Annotated in this window: 11 protein-coding genes; 7 read left to right on the top strand and 4 right to left on the bottom strand. The window is 69.0% G+C overall.

Annotation, left to right across the window (positions count from 1 at the left end; genetic code table 11):
• Nucleotides 1-8 precede the first annotated feature (8 nt).
• From HUA75_RS37330 to HUA75_RS37310, 5 genes are read left to right on the top strand one after another with little or no spacing between them, the layout of a single operon-like run.
• A complete protein-coding gene (locus HUA75_RS37330; protein WP_174489147.1) occupies nt 9-2,417 on the top strand; it encodes an ABC transporter permease in 2,409 nt (802 codons plus the stop codon).
• Between the two features lie 17 nt (nt 2,418-2,434).
• Complete coding sequence (locus tag HUA75_RS37325; RefSeq protein WP_141642619.1) at nt 2,435-3,112, top strand: ABC transporter ATP-binding protein; 678 nt, start codon at nt 2,435-2,437, stop codon at nt 3,110-3,112.
• Nucleotides 3,113-3,130: 18 nt separating this feature from the next.
• Nucleotides 3,131-5,536 (top strand): ABC transporter permease, encoded by a 2,406-nt coding sequence (locus tag HUA75_RS37320; protein WP_174489146.1) that lies wholly within the window; start codon nt 3,131-3,133, stop codon nt 5,534-5,536.
• Nucleotides 5,537-5,568: 32 nt separating this feature from the next.
• On the top strand, nt 5,569-7,008 hold the full coding sequence (locus HUA75_RS37315; RefSeq protein ID WP_141642621.1) for a sigma-54 dependent transcriptional regulator: 1,440 nt from the start codon (nt 5,569-5,571) through the stop codon (nt 7,006-7,008).
• 35 nt (nt 7,009-7,043) lie between these two features.
• A complete protein-coding gene (locus HUA75_RS37310; protein WP_217446473.1) occupies nt 7,044-8,378 on the top strand; it encodes a PAS domain-containing sensor histidine kinase in 1,335 nt (444 codons plus the stop codon).
• 36 nt (nt 8,379-8,414) lie between these two features.
• Here the strand turns inward: HUA75_RS37310 and HUA75_RS37305 are convergent, their stop codons facing one another.
• Together HUA75_RS37305 and HUA75_RS37300 are read right to left on the bottom strand one after the other, a co-directional pair.
• Nucleotides 8,415-8,939, bottom strand: coding sequence for a hypothetical protein (locus tag HUA75_RS37305; protein WP_141642623.1), 525 nt, complete (start codon nt 8,937-8,939; stop codon nt 8,415-8,417).
• A gap of 223 nt (nt 8,940-9,162) precedes the next feature.
• A complete protein-coding gene (locus HUA75_RS37300; RefSeq protein WP_174489144.1) occupies nt 9,163-9,609 on the bottom strand; it encodes an isoprenylcysteine carboxylmethyltransferase family protein in 447 nt (148 codons plus the stop codon).
• 87 nt (nt 9,610-9,696) lie between these two features.
• On the opposite strand from HUA75_RS37300, the gene HUA75_RS37295 reads away from it, so the two are divergent.
• Complete coding sequence (locus HUA75_RS37295; RefSeq protein ID WP_217439508.1) at nt 9,697-10,281, top strand: Crp/Fnr family transcriptional regulator; 585 nt, start codon at nt 9,697-9,699, stop codon at nt 10,279-10,281.
• 9 nt (nt 10,282-10,290) lie between these two features.
• On the opposite strand, the gene HUA75_RS37290 is transcribed toward HUA75_RS37295, so the two are convergent.
• Complete coding sequence (locus HUA75_RS37290; RefSeq protein WP_174489143.1) at nt 10,291-13,365, bottom strand: P-loop NTPase fold protein; 3,075 nt, start codon at nt 13,363-13,365, stop codon at nt 10,291-10,293.
• A 139-nt stretch (nt 13,366-13,504) separates the two neighbouring features.
• The gene (locus HUA75_RS37285; protein ID WP_174489142.1) at nt 13,505-16,249 is read right to left on the bottom strand and encodes a YncE family protein; all 2,745 of its coding nucleotides are present in this window, start codon (nt 16,247-16,249) and stop codon (nt 13,505-13,507) included.
• A gap of 210 nt (nt 16,250-16,459) precedes the next feature.
• On the opposite strand from HUA75_RS37285, the gene HUA75_RS37280 reads away from it, so the two are divergent.
• Nucleotides 16,460-19,051: a glycoside hydrolase family 15 protein gene (locus HUA75_RS37280; protein WP_174489141.1), complete on the top strand. Its 2,592-nt coding sequence runs from the start codon at nt 16,460-16,462 to the stop codon at nt 19,049-19,051.
• Nucleotides 19,052-19,245: the final 194 nt, after the last annotated feature.

The following is a 19,245-nucleotide window of genomic DNA, read 5'->3' as shown; positions in this document are numbered from 1 at the left end:
GCGCGTCGATGGAGACCCTCGTTCAAGACCTGCGGTACGCGCTGCGCACGCTGGGCAAGAGCCCCGGCTTCACGCTGGTGGCGGTGCTGGCGCTCGCGCTGGGCATCGGCGCGAACAGCGCGGTGTTCAGCGTGGTGAACGGCGTGCTGCTCACGCCGCCGCCCCTCGCGGAGCCGGAGCGCCTGGTCACCGTGTCCAACGACATCCAGGCGGTGGGCCTGGAGGGCATCTCCATCTCGACGCCCGAGTACCAGGACTTCCGCACGCTGCCGCGAGTCTTCAGCTCGGTGGCCGCCTACAACTGGCGGGACATGACGCTGACCGGAGGCGGCGCCGCGCAGCGCTTCGCCGTGGTGCAGGGCACCGCCACGTTGCTCCCCACGCTCGGCGTGACGCCGATGCTCGGCCGGAACTTCACCGAGGCGGAAGCCTCTCTGGGTGGGGAGAAGGTCGTGGTGTTGACGCACAAGGTGTGGCGCGCGCACTTCGCGGAGGACCCCGACGTGCTGGGCAAGACGATGCAGCTCGACGGCAAGCCCTACACGGTGGTGGGCGTGTTGCCCCGCGGCGTGGTGCACCCGGAGCGCGCCGACCTCTACGTGCCCTTCGTGCCGCTGCCGGAGCATGTCTCGGAGCGCACCACGCGCTACCTCTTCTGCCTGGCGCGGATGAAGCCGGGCGTGACGCTGGAGCAGGCGCGCGCGGACATGGCTCGGGTCGCCCTCGACATGCAGGCGGTGGAGTCCCGCTACCAGGGGATTGGCTGGTCCATCCGCGTCACCTCGTTGGAGGACAAGCTGGTGGGCGACGTGCGCGGCACGCTGTGGCTGTTGCTGGGCGCGGTGGGCTGCGTGCTGCTGGTGGCGTGCAGCAGCGTGGCGAATCTGCTCCTGGCTCGTGCGGCGGCGCGTGAGCGCGAGGTGTCCATCCGCGCGGCGCTGGGCGCGAGCCGTGGCCGGCTGGTGGCGCAGTTCCTCACGGAGAGCCTCGTGTTGTCCCTGGCGGGTGGCGCGCTGGGGTTGCTCCTGGCGATGTGGGGCACGGATGCGCTCCTGGCCTTCATGGGAGATGGACTGCCGCGCATGGCGCACGTGAAGCTGGATGTGACGTCGGTGTGCTTCACGATGGGCGTCTCCGTCCTCACGGGCCTGGTGTTCGGACTGGTGCCGGCGCTCCAGGCGAGTCGCGCGGACCTGAATGCGACGATGCGCGAGGGCTCGCGAGGCTCGGAAAGTGGCCGTTCGGGCCGGTTGCGCTCGGGGCTGGTGGTGGCGCAGGTGGCCTTCGCGCTGGTGCTGCTGGTGGGGGCGGGCCTGTTCGTGAAGAGCCTGCTCGCGTTGCGCGGCGTCGACGCGGGCTTCAAGCCCGAGGGTGTGCTCACCGGTCGGCTCGCGCTGCCTGAGGCGCGCTTCGCGGAGCCCGCCCGCAAGCTGGCCTTCCAGCGCGAGCTGCTGGAGCGCCTGGAGGCCTTGCCGGGCGTGGAGTCCGTGGGGCTCACCAACATGCTGCCGTTGGGTGGCATCTCCACGAGCGGCCTCGAGTTCGAGAGCCGGCCGGAGGTGCAGGGCGAGCTGCTGCCCGCGGTGGATTTCCGGCTGGCGAGCCCGGGATACCTGAGCACGCTGGGGGTGAAGCTGCTTCAGGGCCGCCTGCACCAGGGCATCGGCGAGGTGGGCGCGGTGCCGGAGGTCGTCATCAACAAGCGCTTCGCGGACGTGTACTGGCCCCAGGGCAACGCGCTGGGACAGCGGCTGTCAATCGAGCCGAGGAAGCAGTGGGCGACGGTGGTGGGCATCGTGGACGACCTGCGCGAGTGGGGGCTGTCCTCGCCCGCGCGGCCCGCGGCCTACTGGTCGCTGCCGACGTCGCCCGCGTCGTACCTGGGCCTCGTGGTCCGGGTGAAGGCGGGGGAGCCGGAGGCGCTGCGCGCGTCCATCGAGGCGGAGCTGCGCGCGGTGGACGCGGACGTGCCGCTGTTCGGCGTGGCGCCGCTGGCGCGACTGGTGGATGAGTCCATCAGCTCCAGCAGCCTGTCCGCCCTGTTGATGGGACTGTTCGCCGGCACGGCGCTGTTGCTGGCGGCGCTGGGCATCGCTGGCGTCGTGGGCTACTCGGTGGCGCGGCGCACGCGGGAGATGGGCATCCGCATGGCGCTGGGCGCGGCCAGCTCCGACGTGTTGGTGATGGTGCTGCGGCAGGGGCTGAAGCTGGCGGGGCTGGGCGTGGGGGTGGGGCTGGTGATGTCGCTGGGCCTGGCCCACCTCTTGGGCAGCATGCTGTACGGCGTGACGGCGTATGACCCGTGGACCTTCACCGCGGTGGCGGCGCTCCTGGGCGGCGTGACGCTCCTGGCGACGTGGCTGCCGGCGCGGCGGGCCTCTCGCGTGGACCCCATCGTTTCCTTGCGCTCCGAGTGAGCACGAAAGCACCTCCCATGTCCTCACCTCTCATCTCATTGCGTCAGGTCGAAAAGTCCTACCCGTTGGCGGGGGGCCGCACCTGGGTGCTGCGCAACATCGACCTGGACATCCAGCCCGGCGAGTTCGTCACCCTGATGGGCCCGTCCGGCGCGGGCAAGTCCACGCTGCTGGCCGTGCTCGGCATGCTCGATGCCGAGTGGAAGGGTGAGTACGTCCTGGACGGGCAGGCCGTGCACGCGATGAAGCCGAAGGAGCGCGGCGAGTTGTCCCGGCGCACCATCGGCTTCGTCTTCCAGCAGTACCACCTGCTGGACAACCTGACGGTGGCGGAGAACCTGGAGGTGCCGCTGTCCTACCGCAACCTCAAGCGCGGTGAGCGCGAGGCGCTGGTGGGCGACATGCTGGACCGCTTCCAACTGGTGGGGAAGAAGGACCTGTTCCCCGCGCAGCTCTCCGGTGGACAGCAGCAGTTGGTGGGAATCGCCCGAGCGCTCATCGCCACGCCGAAAATCCTGCTGGCGGACGAGCCGACGGGCAACCTCCACTCGCAGCAGGCGAAGCACATCATGGAGGTGTTCCAGACGCTCAACAAGGCGGGCACCACCATCATCCAGGTGACGCACTCGGAGGCCAACGCGGCCTTCGGCCACCGCATCATCCAGCTGGCGGACGGCTGGCTCCAGAAGACCTGAGCAGGGCACGAGGCCACCATGCTGAGCGATGTGTCGATGGATGTGCGGTACACCCTGCGGACGATGCGCCAGTCGCCTGTCTTCACCCTGGCGGCGGTGCTGGTGCTGACGCTGGGCATCGGGGTGACGACGGCGCTGTTCAGCGTGGTGGACGCGGTGCTGCTGCGTCCGCTGCCGTTTCCGGAGCCGGACCGGCTGGTGGTGATGTCCACCGATAAGCCCGGGAAGCTGCTGGCGCGCTACAGCCTGCCCAACTACGAGGACGTCGCGCGGCTCTCCACGCGGCTGCGCTCGATGACCGCGTACGGCCAACGGTTGATGAACCTCACCGGCCACGGGGACGCCGAGCAGCTTCGCGGCGCGGTGGTGGTGGGGGACTTCTTCGGGGCGTTCGGCATGAAGCCGATGCTGGGGAGGACCTTCGCGCCCGAGGAGCGCGACGCGCGGCTGGCCGTCATCTCGCATTCGCGCTGGATGAAGGCGGGCGGCGGCGAGGGCGTGCTGGGCCGCACGCTGACCCTGGGCGGTCAGCCCTACACGGTGATTGGGGTGATGCCGCCGTCCTTCGACGTGCCCGCCCACACCACCGAGGTCTGGGTGCCCTTCGACAGCCTGCCCGGCGCGGCCACGTCGGAGGAGCGCACCGAGCGGGGCTTCCGCTCCTTCGCCGTCGCGGCGAGGCTTGTTCCAGGCGCGACGCTCGAGTCGGTCCGCCACGAGCTGAAGAGCCTGAACGAGGAGCTCCTCTCACGAGACGACGCCACCCTGAAGCTGGGGGTGGTCCGCTACGCCGACTCCCTCACCGAGGGCGTCAGCCTGCTCCTGTGGGTGCTGCTGGGCGCGGTGTCCCTGGTGTTGCTGCTGGCGGCGGCCAACGTGGCGCACCTGCAGCTCGCGCGGGCGGCGGCGCGGCAGCGTGAGCTGGGCATCCGCGTGGCGCTGGGCGCTGGGCGCGGCCGGCTGGTGCGTCAGCTCCTCACGGAGAGCGTGCTGCTGGCGCTGCTGGGTGGCGTGGGCGGCGTGCTGCTGGCGCTGTGGGCCACCGATTTGTTGATGATGCTGGGGGCCAACACGCTGCCCCGGGCGGGCGAGGTGGCGGTGCATGGCCGCGTGCTGCTCTTCGCGTTGGCGGTGACGCTGACGACGGGCGTGGGCGTGGGGCTGGTGCCGGCGCTCCAGCGCTCGCAGCTCTCGCCGGCGACGGTGCTGGGGCGCGGGGCGACGGAGAAGTCGCGGGGCCGCACGCACGCGGTGCTGGTCGTGGCGGAGGTGGCGCTCGCGCTGATGCTCGTCACCGGGGCGGGGCTGATGCTGAAGAGCTTCTGGCGGATGTACCAGGCCGACCCGGGCCTGGACCCCGTGGGCGTCTTCGTGGCCCGACTGGCGCTGCCGCAGAGCCGCTATGACACGCCGGAGCGGACGGAAGCCTTCCACCGGGAGCTGACGGCGCGGCTCGCCGCGCGTCCGGAGGTCGCTGGCGTGGGCGTGGGCGGCAGCCTCCCGGCGGGCGGTTCCCTCTCGCGCTCGGGCTACTGGAAGGAGGGAACCGAGGACCCGCCGGTGCGGCCCGACGCGCTCATCAACGTCACCACGCCGGGCTTCCTGGAGGCGCTGCGCGTGCCGCTGCTCGCGGGGCGCCTGCTGACGGAGTCGGACGGAGCGAACGCGCCAAGGGTCATGGTGGTGAGCGAGCGCTTCGCGCGCGAGGTCTTCGCCGGCGAGGACGCGCTGGGCCGCCGCGTCTCCTTCGGTGGCGACGACGCGGAGGGCAACCCGCTGTGGACGACGGTGGTGGGCGTGGTGGCGGACGTGGCGTATGCGGGCGTGGAAGTGGGGCACGAGCCCACCGCGTACGTCCCCATGGCGCAGGAGCCGACGACGGACGGGCAGCTCGCGGTGCGGGCGGCGCCGGGCCTGGACCCGAGGAAGCTGGAGTCGGTGGTGCGCGAGGAGCTGCGCGCGGTGGACTCCATGGTGGCGCTCGCGCGCGTGGGCACGCTGGAGGACCGGCTGTCCTCGGACCTGGGGCAGCCGCGCTTCCGGGCGGTGTTGCTGGGGGCCTTTGGTTTGCTGGCGCTGGTGCTGGCCGCGGTGGGCATCTACGGCGTGATGTCCTACTCGGTGTCACAGCGCGAACACGAGATGAGCGTGCGCATGGCGCTGGGCGCACGCGCGGCGGATGTCCTGAGACTGGTGGTGGGGCAGGCGCTGCGGCGAGTGGGGCTGGGGTTGGTGCTGGGCCTGCTCGGGGCGCTGGCGGCCCACCGCATCATGGAAGGTCTGCTCTACGGGATGGGGGCGCTGGATGTTTCGGTCTTGGCTTCTGTCTCGCTGCTGCTATTGGGCACGGCCTGGCTGGCGAGCTGGCTGCCGGCGCGCAAGGCCGCCAACGCGGACCCCGCCGCCGTCTTGCGTCGCGGCTGAGCCTCTTTGTTTCTGGCACTCTTTCTTCCTGGATGTTCCCCGTGTCCGAACCCCTCCCTGTCTCCGTCGTCACCCCTGTCTCCGCTCCCATCGCCACGCGTCCCTCGCGCATCCTCATCGCGGATGACCAGGCCGACGTGCTGGAGGCCCTGCGCCTGCTGTTGAAGCGGGACGGGCACACCATCGTCACCGCGCAGTCGCCCGCTGGAGCGCTCGCCACGCTGGAAGCCGAGGACGTGGACCTGGTGCTGATGGACCTGAACTACGCGCGGGACACCACGTCCGGGCGAGAGGGCATGGACCTGCTTGGCCGCATCCGCGCGCAGGACGCGGCGTTGCCCGTCGTGGTGATGACGGCGTGGAGCAGCGTGGAGGGCGCGGTGGAGGCGATGCGTGGTGGCGCGCGCGACTACGTGCAGAAGCCGTGGGACAACACGCGCCTGCTCGCCACGCTGCGCACGCAGTTGGAGCTGGGCCGGGCGCTCAAGCGCAGCCGCCGGCTGGAGGAGGAGAACCAGCACCTGCGGCGCGGCCAGGGCGGCCTGCCCACCATGGTGTCCGAGTCGCGCGCCATGTTGCCGGTGCGCCGGATGATTGAGCGCGTGGCGCCGTCTGGGGCCAACGTGCTGGTGACGGGTGAGCACGGCACGGGCAAGGAAGTGGTGGCCAGGCTGCTGCACGCGTCCTCCACGCGCGCGGACCGGGCCTTCGTGGCCGTCAACTCGGGAGGACTCTCCGAGGGTGTCTTCGAGAGCGAGCTCTTCGGCCATGTGAAGGGCGCCTTCACCGACGCGAAGGCGGACCGCATCGGCTGCTTCGAGCTGGCGGATGGCGGCACGCTGTTCCTGGATGAGATTGGGAACATGCCGTTGTCGCAGCAGGCGAAGCTCTTGCGCGTGCTCCAGACGGGGGAGTTGCACCCGGTGGGCTCGTCGAAGACGCGGCGCGTGGACGTGCGGGTGGTGAGCGCCACCAACGTGGACCTGGCCAAGGCGGTGGCCGAGGGCCGCTTCCGCGAGGACCTGCTGTACCGCCTCAACACGGTGGAGGTGCCGTTGCCGCCGCTGCGTGAGCGCCGCGAGGACATCCCGCTGTTGGCGTCGCACTTCCTGGCCGAGCACGGCAAGCGCTACGGGCGCAACGCGGCGCGGCTGACGCCTGGGGCGCTGGAGGCGCTCCTGGCCTACCCGTGGCCGGGCAACGTGCGCGAGCTGGAGCACGCGGTGGAGCGCTCGCTGCTGATGGCGGTGGGGGACGATGTGTCCGCGGAGGACCTGCTCTTGCGCCGGGCGGGTCGCGAGGGCCTGTCGCGGCTGGAGGAGATGACGCTGGAAGAGGTGGAGCGCTACCTCATCGAGCGCGCGTTGGCGCGGCATGAGGGCAACGTGAGCGAGGCGGCGAAGGGACTGGGCCTGTCGCGCAGCGCGCTGTACCGTCGGCTCCAGTACTACGGAATCAAGGGAGCCCGGTGAGACGCAAGCGCGAGCCCTGGCCACATGACCTGCAGATGCTCGCCCTGACGTGGCTGGCGGGTCTGCCGGGAGGGGTGGTCTCGCTCGCGCTGGTGTGGACGGGAGACTTTTCATCCAAGGTCCGCTGGACTCTGTCCACGTTGGTGGTGGGCGTCTTCCTGGGCGTGGGGCTCCTGGTCCGCGAGCGGGTGATGCGGCCCCTGCACGCGCTGGCGAACCTGTTGGCGGCGCTGCGCGAGGGGGACTACTCGACGCGCGGTCGCGGCGCGCGGGTGGGGGATGCGCTGGGCGAGGTGCTGCTGGAGGTGAACGCCCTGGGCGACACCTTGCGCGAGCAGCGGTTGGGGGCGCTGGAGGCCGGAGCGCTGCTCGAGCAGGTGATGGAGGAGATTGACGTCGCGGTGCTCGCCTTCGATGTCGCGGGCACGCTGCGGCTGGTGAATCGCGCGGGTGAGAAGCTGTTGGGCCAGGCGCGCTCGCAGTTGATGGGCAAGGGGGCCGGCTCGCTGGGGCTGGCGGACCTGTTGGACGGCCCGGCGCCTCGGAGGTTGTCGCGCTCCTTCGTGGAGGAGGGCGGGCCATACGAGCTGCGGCGCGGTGGTTTCCGCCAGGGCGGCCTGCCGCATCACCTGGTGGTGCTGGCGGATCTGCGGCTGGCGTTGCGTGAGCAGGAGCGCGAGGCGTGGCGGCGGCTGGTGCGGGTGCTGAGCCATGAAATCAACAACTCGCTGGCGCCCATCCAATCGATTGCCGAGGCGCTGCGCGACACGCTGTTGATGGAGCCGCGTCCCTCGGATTGGGAAGACGACGCGAAGAGCGGCCTGGGCATCGTCGCGAGGCGCTCGGAGGCGCTGGCGCGCTTCATGTCCGCGTATGCGCGACTGGCGCGGCTGCCGCCCCCGGTGCTGGCGGGGGTGGAGGTGGACGGCTGGGTGCGGCGGGTGGCGGCGCTGGAGAAGCGGCGGCCGGTGTCGGTGCGGGCGGGGCCGGCGTTGGCGGTGCGCGGAGATTCGGACCAATTGGAGCAACTGCTCATCAACCTGGTGCGCAACGCGGTGGACGCGGTGCTGGGCGAGGCCCCGGGTGCACAGGTCTGGGTGTCATGGGCGGTGCTGACGCCGGGCGCGGTGGAGGTCTGGGTGGAGGACGAGGGCCCGGGCCTCGCGGACACGGGCAACCTCTTCGTGCCCTTCTTCACCACGAAGCCGCAGGGCAGCGGCATTGGCCTCGCGCTGTGTCGGCAGATTGCAGAGGCGCACGGCGGAACGCTGCGCCTGGAGAACCGTCCCGAGGGACGTGGGTGCCGGGCGCGGTTGAAGTTGCCGCTGGAAGCTCACGGTGCGAGCACCGCGGCGCAGGCCGTGGGCTGAGACGTCGGGCCCTCGAGTTCCCGGGCCTTGGAGACTTCAGGCCACCTGGGCGCCGGTGTCCGGCGGCGCGTCATACGTGGGCGTGAGGTCCACCACGTTCACCGTGACGAGGTGGTAGACGATGACGTTGCTCACCCAGAAGAAGATGGCGGCGTAGTGGACGTAGACGAGGGGCGAGCCGGGCCACACTTGCAGCGGGTGGTTGAAGACGTTGGCCGCCATGTAGCCGCCAAACCATTCGCCCATCCAGCAGACCAGGGCGCCGATGGCGACGCGCGTCCAGACCTTGACGCGCTGCGGGTAGAACCAGAAGTAGTGCAGGGTCCACAGCAGGCCGACGCATCCAGCCCAGAGCATCATGCTGCCGAAGGAGAACCAGTGGTACGGGGACTCGGGGTAGTACCAGCCCCAGTCCTTGTTCATCCAGCGCCAGGCCACGTTCTGGGACAGCTCCATGAACCAGAAGAGCGGTGCGACGTAGAGCACCTGCGTCATGAGGACTCGGAGGAAGCAACTCAGCGTCTTCCAGAGTCTCAGCGTGGACCCGTCGAGCGAAACCATGTGTTCCCCCCCGTGCTTCGGCCTGGGCGACCGAGGGCTGTTCATCTGACAGAACGTGATGAGTCCCATGTCTTGAAACATCGTGGGCGACAACCGCTTGTGTCCTGACGCCACGGGGGTTGCGCCGGGCTGAACGCGGATTCAGCCGTCGGCGAAGGGCCCGGAGCGGAAACCCGAGGAGACTCCGGGAGTTGACGCCTCTCGATGCGGGCGACGCCGGGCGTCAAAGCCACCGGCGGACGGAGCGTTGATATTCGACGTACTGGCCGCCGAATTTCTGGAGCAGGGCCTGTTCCTCGACGCGGATGTACCAGAAGTGGGTGAGCAGGCCGAAGGCGAGCGGCACGACGAAGGGTGAGACCGACCCCAGGGTGATGCCCAGGCCGACGAGGCTCGCGACGAAGCCCAGGTACATGGGGTTGCGGGTGAAGCGAAACAGGCCCTCGCGCGTGAGGGTGCCAGGGTCCCCGAAGGTGTTGATGTTGGTGCCCAGCTTCTTGAAGAGTCGGGCGTGCCATTGGGCGACGGCGATTCCCGCGAGCAGCAAGGCGCCTCCGAGCCAGCTCCAGGGGCGCCCCCACAGCTCGTGCAGCGGGGCGGTCCTGTTCAGGAGGACCATGACGCCCATGGACGCCAGCAGGACGACGGGGGGAAGGAAGAGGGCTCGCATCGTGGATGTCTCCGTGCGTTGGTGTCGCGCAGTCTTCCGGTGCGGGGGAGCGGCGTCGTTAACCCGGGTTTACGTTGAGAGGTGTCCGTGACGACGGCGAGGGAGGTGCTGCGGGGTCTGGCGGGGAGCGCGCTGCCGGGGTGGGACGCGGTGGCGCCGCTGCTGCGCGCGAAGACGCTGCGCAAGGGCGAGTACCTCTTCCACGTGGGCGAGGCGCGGCCGAGCATCTTCATCGTCACGCGCGGGCTGGTGAAGATGGTCTACGAGACGAGCGAGGGTGGCGCCTGGGTGAAGGCGTTCGCGGGGGAGGGGACGTGTTTCGCGAGTCTGGTGGCGCTGGCGCCGGGAGGCGTCACGAGCTTCTCCACGCAGGCGGTGGTGGAGTCGCGGGTGGAGCAGCTCGACTATGGCGAGGTGCGGAGGCTGGCGTCGCGCCACCTGGAGTGGCAGCGGGCGGTGAGCCGGGCCTTCGAGGTCTATGGGCTGCGCAAGGAGAAGCGGGAGATGGAGTTGCTCACGCTGTCCGCGGAGGAGCGCTACCAGCGGTTCCTGGACGAGCACCCGGACCTGGCGCCGCTGCTGTCGCAGCGGGATATCGCGAGCTACATCCGCGTCACGCCCGTGGCGCTCAGTCGCATCCGTTCACGGCTGCGAAGGCGACGGGCGTCGTGAGGCGCGTACCTACCGGAAGCTGAAGCGGGTGACCCAGGGGACGAGCTTCCGGACCAGGGTGAGCGGAGTGCTCTGGATGGCGGGCGGCATGGCGCGGAGCCAGGTGAACAGCTCCGAGATGACGTGCTCGGGCTCGTCGGCGGCGAGGTCGAGCGCTTGGAGCGTGAGCATCTCCTCGTTGTGTTCGTAGCGCTTGAGCCGCGCGAAGAACTCCTCGGCGAGCTGGGGCTTCGAGGTCACCAGCGCCAGCAGTAACAGGCACATCTGGGACGGAGAGGTGCCTTCCTGTCCGTCGCCCATGAACTCGGTCTGTCCCGCGCTCGGGACACACGCCTTGATGAGTCGATAGGTGTTGGCGAAGCGCTTGAGCACACGAGGCGTGGGGCTCAGCAGCGGGCCGAGACAGTCGATGAACGCCAGTTCTCTCTCGCTGATGACGAGGCCGGGAGGATTGAGCTCTTCCTGTTCATTCGACGCGACCTGGGCGTGGCTGGAGGATGCGGAGGACTTCGGCTTGCCGTGTACGGATGCTGCTGCTTGCGGTGCGGCGCTCGTGGGCCACACGACCTTCATCAGGGCCGGTGAGCCCTTTTTGTAGTCCCACTCTTCCATCGGGTCGACGGTGTCTGGGGTGTCGACGACGAACCTGGGCTTCAGCTCCAGGACCGTGGCCTCTTGCGAGTGCTCTTCCGCGGAAGGACGGGCCAGCAACCCGCGCAACATGCTCGAGCGGTGGTCGCTGCTCACGGGCCGCAGCCAGATGGGAATCTGGAAGATCTTCTCCAGATAGTCGTAGGCCGTGGCTCCTGGGGTCATCGCATCCAGGGGCAGGGCGTTCGGGTCCTCCATCTTCAGCAGGTCCTTGAAGGTGTGGTTCAGGCAGCGCGCCACCCAGCGCGAGTCCACGCCCACGACGACGACGAACAGCGGGAAGGCGAGGAGCAGGTGCACGGCCTGGAGCACCTTCACCACGGTGTCTTGCGAGCAGCGGTCCAGGTCGTCGATGTAGAGGACGATGCGATTGATGGCGGGGACGTTCGGGTCCGTCTGTTCGTCGCGGTTGACCGCCTCCATCAGTCGCGACAGCTCCTCGAAGTCCCTGCGGATGAGGGCGACGAGTCCCAGGTGCTTGCGGTAGTCGTCGCTGCCGGTGCGGTTCTCGATGAACTTGTCCAGCAGCCGCGCGCTGGAGAGCTCGGCGATGGCTTGCTTCAGTTGGAGGACTTCGTCCTGGGCCTTGGCCATGGACGCGCGTTGCTGTTCCTCCGCCTGGGCCAGTGAGGCGACCTGCTCCCGAGCGACCTGTGCGGCTTCATCGAGCGGCTTGAGTCGATTCTGGAGTTCGGTTTCGATGGCCTGCTCGACTTCGCGCAGTCGCTTCTCGTTCTGCTCCCGCCGCTCTCGCAGCCACGCGGTCTGCCGCTGGAGCCAGAGCGTCACGGAGCCCACGAGGCCTGTCAGTGTCGTGAGTCCAGCCATCAGGCCCGCGAGGTCCTGCTTACCGAACTCGTCGAGCACGAACGGAAGCGCCAGGCTCACGGCGAGAGAGACGATCAAGATGATGGCGGGAGGACGCAGTCGCTTGTTCGCGCTCCGCGTATCCAGGAGGGATGCGACGAATCCGCCGGTCTGTCGCAGCTCGGCCTGGGCATTGCCGAGGGCATCCCGCAAATCGAAGGCCGTGCGTCCCAGGGAGCTGAAGCCTGTTTCAGCCAGCCATGCGGTGGCCCTCTGCTGGACACCCTCCTCAAGCTTCAATGTGGCGGGCATCAACTCCAGCAGGGTGCGCTTTTCGGAGAGGGCTTGCTCCAGCTCGACGCGCTTTGATTCCTTCTGTTGCTCCAGTTCGCCGACCTTCTGCTGCGCCAGCGCGACCTCGGCTTCCTTCGCGGTGACCTCGGCCTGCTTCTTGAGCAGCTCTGCTTCCCGCTGTGCGAGCCGTGTCAGCAGGTCATCCCTGCGTTTGCCGATGTCTGCTTCGGGCTCGTCCTGTCGCTTCCGGAGGTTGCGGAAGATGTGTTCGACGAGGCTGGCCCACAGGTTGCCTTCCGCGTAGTGCCAGGCATTGAATTCGATCTGGATGATGTTCTTGTAGAAGGCCACTTCCCGCTGGGGACGCTGGGACTTCACGGCCCGGCCCGCGAGTTCCTCCACCCGTTTGCGCAGGTGGTGCATGAAGAACGACTTGCCCGAGCCCCAGTCTCCGAACACGCCGATGGACAGCGGCGGCGCCATGGTGCGCGAGGCAATCAGCGCGCTGAGCGCATCGACGTCACGGTCGATGTCCAGGAGGTCTTCGTTCTCCCGGCCGTCGGCGTCGTAGCGAGGAGAATAGAGGGTGCGCTGAGTGTCGTTGTCCAGCCAGCTCAGGGGTGACGTTGACGTTGACGTTGACGTTGACGTTGACGTTGACGTTGACGGTGTCGGCGCATGCGGTGAGGGCGCCTGCACACGCACTGGGTTGCCTTCACTCCGCAACATGTCGCGCCAGTTCTCGGCCTCGTCAGGATGCATCGAGGACATGAATTGGACGAACGGTCCTCGGAGGTTCCTCCGGTCCAGCCGCATCGCGTGGAAGGCCTCGTCATGGAAGTCGGGCAGCCACAAGAATGCCGCGATGAGGTGGTGCACATCGAGCATCACGGAAGACAGGTCGGGGATGTTCGCGCGGAAGGTTTCGGCTTGCATCAGCGCCCGTCGTGCCGAGGTCGTCCACGTGAGTGGCTCCCTCAGTATATCCATGGGGTGGGGCATGGCTTCGGAACGCCTGAGCTGGTCGGACGAGATGTTCATGGCCGACATGTCCGAACCGAACTGCGCGGTCGTATTGGCCATCCAGGTGGAGGCAGGATCGCGCGCGCTGCCAATGGCGCCCATGAGAGAAGTGAAGGACAGGTGGGCTTGCGTCGAGACATCCCCAACGGCCAGGGAGATCTGTGCGGCGCGTCCGAGCAATGCGGCGAGCTCCTCGGAGAGAGGGCCCAGTTCCGTCACCGCACCGGTATCCATGTCCTGGAAGCGGACGATGCTCGACCCGGAGTCCTCGGCCGCCTCGACGCTCTCGTCCTCTTCCGGTCGTTGCATGTCCCCCCCTGCGCGAATGCACTGCGCCAACGATGTTGGCACCGTCACGCGCACGAAGGAAAGCCAGGCCCCCCACGTCCCTCCGAGGCAGCACCGTGGACCCCATCACTCCAGGTCCACGGTCACACCTCACGCAGCCCTACCGGCTCGTCGCGTCATCCGGTCGGGTGCCACGGTCCAGCTCATCGCGGTCCAGCGCACCGTCCAAATCCCGGTCGATGCCGATGCGCACCTCCGAGCCCTTGGGCACCACCGTGTACGTCAGCTCACTTCCCGCGAGCGCCAGTGTCTGGAGCAGTGACGCAGTGACGGTCTCCGCCGCGCGGTCCGTCTGGAACAACCCGCCGCCCATGTATGTGGCCCCTCGCGCGATGCCTCCCTGGTTCCCCTTCACCACCAGACCCACCTTGCCGCTGTCCGCCAGCGCCTGGAACGTGGACAGCGCACTCAACTGCGCCGGAGTGGGACTCGCCGTGGTCAGCGTCACCTGCCTCCCCACCGCCGCATGCGTGTCCTTGCTGTCCGGCCCCGGCGGCTCTCCCACCGTCGTCGCCGTGCCCTTGGGCAAATCCGAACCCGAGAACGCCAGCATGAACGCCACCATGTCCGCGACCTCCTGGTTGCTCTGGAGCGTGAACACCGGCTCGGTGAGGAAGCGCGCAATCGTGTCCACGCTGCCGTCATGCGAGAACCCGAAGCCCGCCAGGTTCGACGTCTGCGTGAAGTCCATGCCCACCTTCTCGTAGAGGTTGCGCAGCTGGGAGATCTTCATCGTCACATTGGTGAACCCATCCACGGAGACCAGCCCCGTGTGACGCTCGCCGCTTGGGCCCGCGGAGACGGTGACGAACTGGCTCCCAGTCCACCGCACGTCCGCGCCCAGGCCCGTGGGCAGCGTGTGACACGTCGAGCAGGCGAACGCCCCCGAGTCCAGCAAGCGCGGCGGCCGATACATCTGCAGCCCGTTCACCGCGTTCCCGTTGGGCAGCGGCAACCCCGCCGTGCCAAACCGTCCCGTCGTGACGTGCCCCGGCAGCGGCAGGCTCGTGGGCAGCGAGTTGTCGAGGTTCCGGAACGGATTCGGCGCGAACGTCAGCGTGGCGAGGAAGTCCTCGAACTGTTGCATCTCGATGACGGTGAGCTGCGTGTCATCACCCTGGAGGCTGAGGAACGCACCGTTGAACTCCTCGATGCCCGCGCGGTCTCCACGCCAGTGCAGCGGCTCCTTGCCGATGATGTCCTGGAGCGTCTGCGTCGTCATGGGCCCCTTCATCGAGTGCCACGGCTGGAAGCCCCCCGTCAGTCCGGGAATGCCCATGCCCAGGTTCTGCCCCGTCACGGCCTTGAGGTCCCCCGCCGGGTCTCCCAAATCCCACGCGAGCCGGTCCAGCCGTCCGTCGATGTGGCACGACGCGCACGACACATGCCCCAGGCCCGAGCTCCGGTGCGTGTCATACAGGTGCTTGCGGCCGACCTTGATGGCACCCGGTGACGGGTCGAAGAACGGCACCCGCGCCACCTCGGTATTCGAAACCGTATCCACCACGGACACGCTCGCCGCGAACTTGTTGAGCACGTAGAGCCGCGTCCCGGAGAGCACCACGCCCGTGGGCCCCTCACCCACCGCCACCTGGGTAATCCGGCCGCCCGCGTCGTCCATGACCGCGACGTTGTTGGAGCCCATGCCCGTGATGTAGACGCGGCTCCCCTCCGCGTTCCACGCAAGCCCCCGAGGGTCTCCGAGCGCCAACTGCCGCGTCGCCTGCGGCACCGTGCCCGTGGTGTACGTCAGGTGCGGATTGAGGTCGAAACGGGAGACGACGGACGGAATCGCCGGGTCGAACGACGCGGCCATGACGCGCAGGAAGCGGCCCTGGAGGTTGGGCTCGAAGCGGACCTCGTTCACTGCGTCCGTGCCCACCACGACGACATGGCCTCCCGGGTGGACCGCCAGCGCCATGTCCAGGTTCATCAACCCGCTGGCATACGTCACAGCCAGCGTGGATGCGTTGATGATGGCCACGTCCCGGTCCGGCAAATCCCAACCCGCGCGGCGCCCCGACGCGGCGGCGTTGCTCCCCGAGACGACGCTCGACCAGTCACGGCTGTTGTCATCCATCCACCGGCCACTGGCGTCCTTCTTCACGATGAGGGCCACGGGAGGAGGGGCCGGGTTGCCGCTCTTCCTCGGCGGCTTGAACGTGCTGCCCGAGTTGGGCGGAGGATTGACGCCCCCATAGGGCCCCACGCTGCTGCTCACCACGTTGGGCGGAAAGCCCCCGCCTCCCATCGCGTTGCCACCCCCGAGCACCGTGCTGCGATTGCCAGACTCGAAGAAGGCCACATACACCTGAGTGCCCGCGGCGTTGACGGCCAGCGCGCGAGGCTCCTCGCCTTGCAGCGCGATGCGCGTGGGCGCGGCGAGCGGCGTGGACGGGTCCACCACCAGCACGCGGTTGACCTGCGAGCAGGAGATGAACGCGCGCTGCGGCGAGCCCGCGAAGATGACATCGGCGGGCTCGTCATCCGTGGGCACCGTGGCCTTCACGTTGAGCGTGGTGAGGTCGACGATGCTGACGCTGTCGGAGACATGGTTGACCACCCACGCCTCGGTGTTGCTCCGGGCTCGCACGGACACGGGGTCCAGGCCCACGGGGATGGAGGCGGTGAGCACGGGCGTGCCGCTCGACACGGAGAACACCAGGAGCCGATTGTCCGCCGTGTTCACCGCGAGCAGACGGGTGCCATCCGGCGTCAGCTCCAGCGGATGGACATGCGGATGCTCCCAGTTCACGAACGCGCCCGGCGACTGCGCCCGGGACGCGCTCGCCAGCAGCACGAGGCACGGCAACAACGCGACCAGCACCCTGCGGACAACGGACATGGGACCCCCTGGCTTCGAGCACCCGGCTCGCTCTGGATGGAGAATTCCACTAAGTCTGTTAAGTCAGATTATTCTGACAAATATGGACCTGTAACACGAGCGGCTGACTCGGGTCGCGGCAGGGGCGAGGGGTCCTCGGGCACCCTTGGGCGTCACCGGGTTGGGAGGTCCCCGTTGGCCCGGGGAGGGAAGCACTCCAGAATCCGCCGGATGAAGCGTTTCCCCCACCTGTGTCTGGGCCCTGGCCGGGCGACCTCGAGTGTCGCGCGTGCCGTGGCCCTCTTCCTGACCTCCCTGCTGTGTGGCCTGGCGTCGGACGCGCACGCGGAGGTCGCCGTCCGGCGCACCTTCCTGAAGCTGCCGTCCTCCAACGGGCACGGCGCGGTGATGTTGGATTTGGAGCAGAAGAAGGTGTCGCACTTCCGCGAGCACAGCTTCGCGACGGAGGAGCCCGTCATCGATGCGCTGGGCAACGACGTCTTCGTGCGCGGGCAGCCGCAGGTGGTGCACTCGCGTGACGTGTTGTTCGACGCGTTCTTCGGCCTGCGCTCGGGTGGGACGCAGCGCTGGTTGAGCACGCAGGACGCGGACCTGGACGCCAGCGGCTACGCGGCGTGGGCGCCGGGGAAGACGGGCGGCACGGGGCTGGCGACGATGGTGCAGCGGGTGGGGACGCTGGAGGTGACGACGTATGTCTTCGCGCCCCAGTCCGTGCCGCACGCATCGTTCGTGATGGCGGTGCGGGTGCGCAACACGGGCGCGGTGGCGTCCACGGGTGTGAGCGTGTTCTCGCTCCACAACTTCCATGTCGGCTTCGGTCGGCCCGGCGTGCTGGCGGACCTGGACGAGAACGGCGAGACGGTGGAGGTCAGCGGCAGCGACTTCGTGGAGAAGGGCTACGCGGGCGTGGTGGTGGGGCGGCCGTTGGGCGCGGTGACTCGGAAGGCGGCGTGGCTGTCGGGGGCGACGGGGGCGGGCAACGCGTTCAACGTGGTGCAGGGGGGCGGGCAGCAGGACCTGCAGGAGTTCACGGCGCAGCCGTCGGCGGGGACGGGCTGGGCCACGGCGTATCAGTTCAACCTGGGAGACATCGCGGCGGGCGCGGAGAAGTGGGCCGGCGTGGCCTTCGTTCACTTCGGCAATCCGGAGGGGACGGCCACGGCGCGGCAGTGGCTGACGGACTACGTGGGCGCGTTGGATGCGAAGGCGCTGGTGGAGGCGGAGGTCGCGCGCTGGGCGGCCTTCCAGACGGACACCGTGAAGGTGCCGACGGGCACGGTGGAGAACGAGGAATCACTGGTGCGCCACTCCGCGGTGGTGCTGCACATGGCGCAGGTCCGCGAGGGTGAGACGTTCATGCGCGAGTCGCTGAGCCGGGATGGCGAGACGCGCCTGACGCGCTTCAAGGCACCCAACGGCGCGCCGGCGACGCTGCCGGGCATGGTGAAACACGCGGGCAAGGGCGCGGTGCTGGCGAGCCTTCCGCCGGGCCAGTGGACGTATGCGTGGATTCGAGACGGCGCCTACGCGGCGGCGGCGATGGCCACGCTGGGCATGCGGAGCGACGCGCGCGAGGCGCTCACGTACTACCTGAACGCGGACAGCGGGCGGTTCCAGAACTGGCGCGAGCTGCAGCCGTACTCGATGCCGCCGTACCTCATCACGCTCACGCGCTACCACGGCTTCGGTGTGGAGGAGACGGACTTCAACGAGGCGGGGCCCAACCTCGAGTTCGACGGCTTCGGGCTCTTCCTCTGGGCGCTGCGGCACTACGAGCGCACCACGGGGGACGTCACGCTGGTGGACCAGCACTGGCAGACGGTGTCGACGAAGGTGGGCGACGCGCTGGTGGCGCTCATCGACCCGGAGACGGGGCTCATCCGGCCGGACTCGTCCATCTGGGAGACGCACTGGAACGGGCGGCAGCGCGCGTGGGCGTACACGAGCCTCACGGCGGCGCGCGGCCTGTGTGACGCGGCGGTGCTGGCCGAGCGCGTGGGGGATGCCGAGCGTGCGACGCGCTACCGCGCCGCGGGCGAGTCCATCCGCCGGGCGATGGCGGAGAAGCTGACGGACAGCAACTTCGCGCTGGCCTCCAACCTGGAGGAGCTGAAGTCGGGCCGGGGGTACTGGGACACGGCGGTGTTCGACGCGTTCGCGTTCGAGCTGTTCGACCCGGCGGGGAAGATTGCCCGGGAGACGATTCGCGGATTGGACTTGAGGTTGTCGTCGCCAGCGGGCGCGGGCTGGTCGCGCAACGATGACCGCTATGACCACACGGGTGGCGCGGACATGAGCCCGTGGGGCAGCGAGTACGACAGCGCGGAGTGGGTCATCGTGAGCCTGCGCGGCGCGATGGTGAAGCGGATGGCGGGGGACTCGGAGCGCGCGGAGCGGGTGCTCAAGTGGGTGACGGACCAGTCGGTGAAGAACTACCTGGCGGTGTCGGAGACGTATGACGAGCTGAACGGCACGTACAAGTTCAACTCGCCCATGGTGGGCTTTGGCGCGGGGGCGTACGCGCTCGCGCTGGCGCACCGCGCGGACGGCACGGCGGACCCGGCGTGTGGCGCGTACCTGGATGAGAGCACGCTGTCGAAGCCGCCGGACGCGGGTTCGGGTGAGCCGGACGCGGGCTCGGGCGAGCCGGATGCGGGCCCGTTCGTGCCGGATGCGGGGGACTCGGAGGCGCCGCGTGTCAGTGGCGGCGGGTGCAGCGCCTCGGGCCCCGGCGCGATGGCGGTGTGGCTGATGCTGGCGCTCGCGGGACTCACCGCGCTGACGCGGCGTCGCCGGGCCTGAGGCAAGGGGCTCGGCTCAAGGGGCTGGGAGCAGGGCGGGACAACGCCCGGCGCTTGTGGACACTCCAACGAGACATGACGCGCCCCAGACTTCCAGATGGAGACATTCCATTCGGTGTCGGAGCAACGGGATGTCGCTGGAGTTCGCCGCAAGCGCGGGCGTGGATGACCGCCCGCCCCGTGGTCCCGTCGTGC

Source organism: Myxococcus sp. CA040A, assembly GCF_013336725.1.
Lineage (GTDB): Bacteria > Myxococcota > Myxococcia > Myxococcales > Myxococcaceae > Myxococcus > Myxococcus llanfairpwllgwyngyllgogerychwyrndrobwllllantysiliogogogochensis.
The sequence above is the reverse complement of the archived record's forward strand: the minus strand, read 5'-3'. Positions and strand labels throughout refer to the sequence as shown.